This window comes from Staphylococcus sp. HMSC077D08 (genome assembly GCF_001837945.1).
Taxonomy (GTDB): Bacteria; Bacillota; Bacilli; order Staphylococcales; family Staphylococcaceae; genus Staphylococcus; species Staphylococcus epidermidis.
This window is the reverse complement of sequence record NZ_KV834788.1, coordinates 1-447: the sequence shown is the minus strand read 5'-3', so window position 1 is coordinate 447 and position 447 is coordinate 1. Positions and strand designations below refer to the sequence as shown.

General features: G+C 30.0%; 1 pseudogene. It reads right to left on the bottom strand.

The annotated features are described in order from the left end of the window. Positions 1 to 447 (bottom strand): annotated as a pseudogene (locus HMPREF2663_RS07730) (transposase); the annotation flags it as partial.

Below are 447 nucleotides of genomic sequence, written 5' to 3'. Positions count from 1 at the left end.
ACGATAGGCATATCTTTTAAATCCTAGTCTTTGATTGTTCAGACAAATGAATTCATCGTTAATTTCGTAATAATCCCAATTACGAGTATTGAAGATGTCACTTTTATATTTTTTAGTTTTATCTTTTATAAACATTCCATAAGTTATGAGTGGCGTTCGATTAAAATTATCTATAATTGCCATATAATTGGCTTCGCTACCATAACCTGCGTCAGCTACAATATATTCAGGTAAATGACCGTAAGTCTCTTGAATTGAATTTAAAAAAGGTATTAGTGTTCTTGTATCAGTCGGATTTTGATACACATCATAAAATAAAACGAATTGAGAATTTGTCGCTATTTGTAAATTATACCCTGGCTAAAGTTGTCCATTTTTCATATAATCTTCTTTCATTCTCATAAATGTGGCATCGTGGTCTGTTTTAGAATAACTATTTCTATCCTT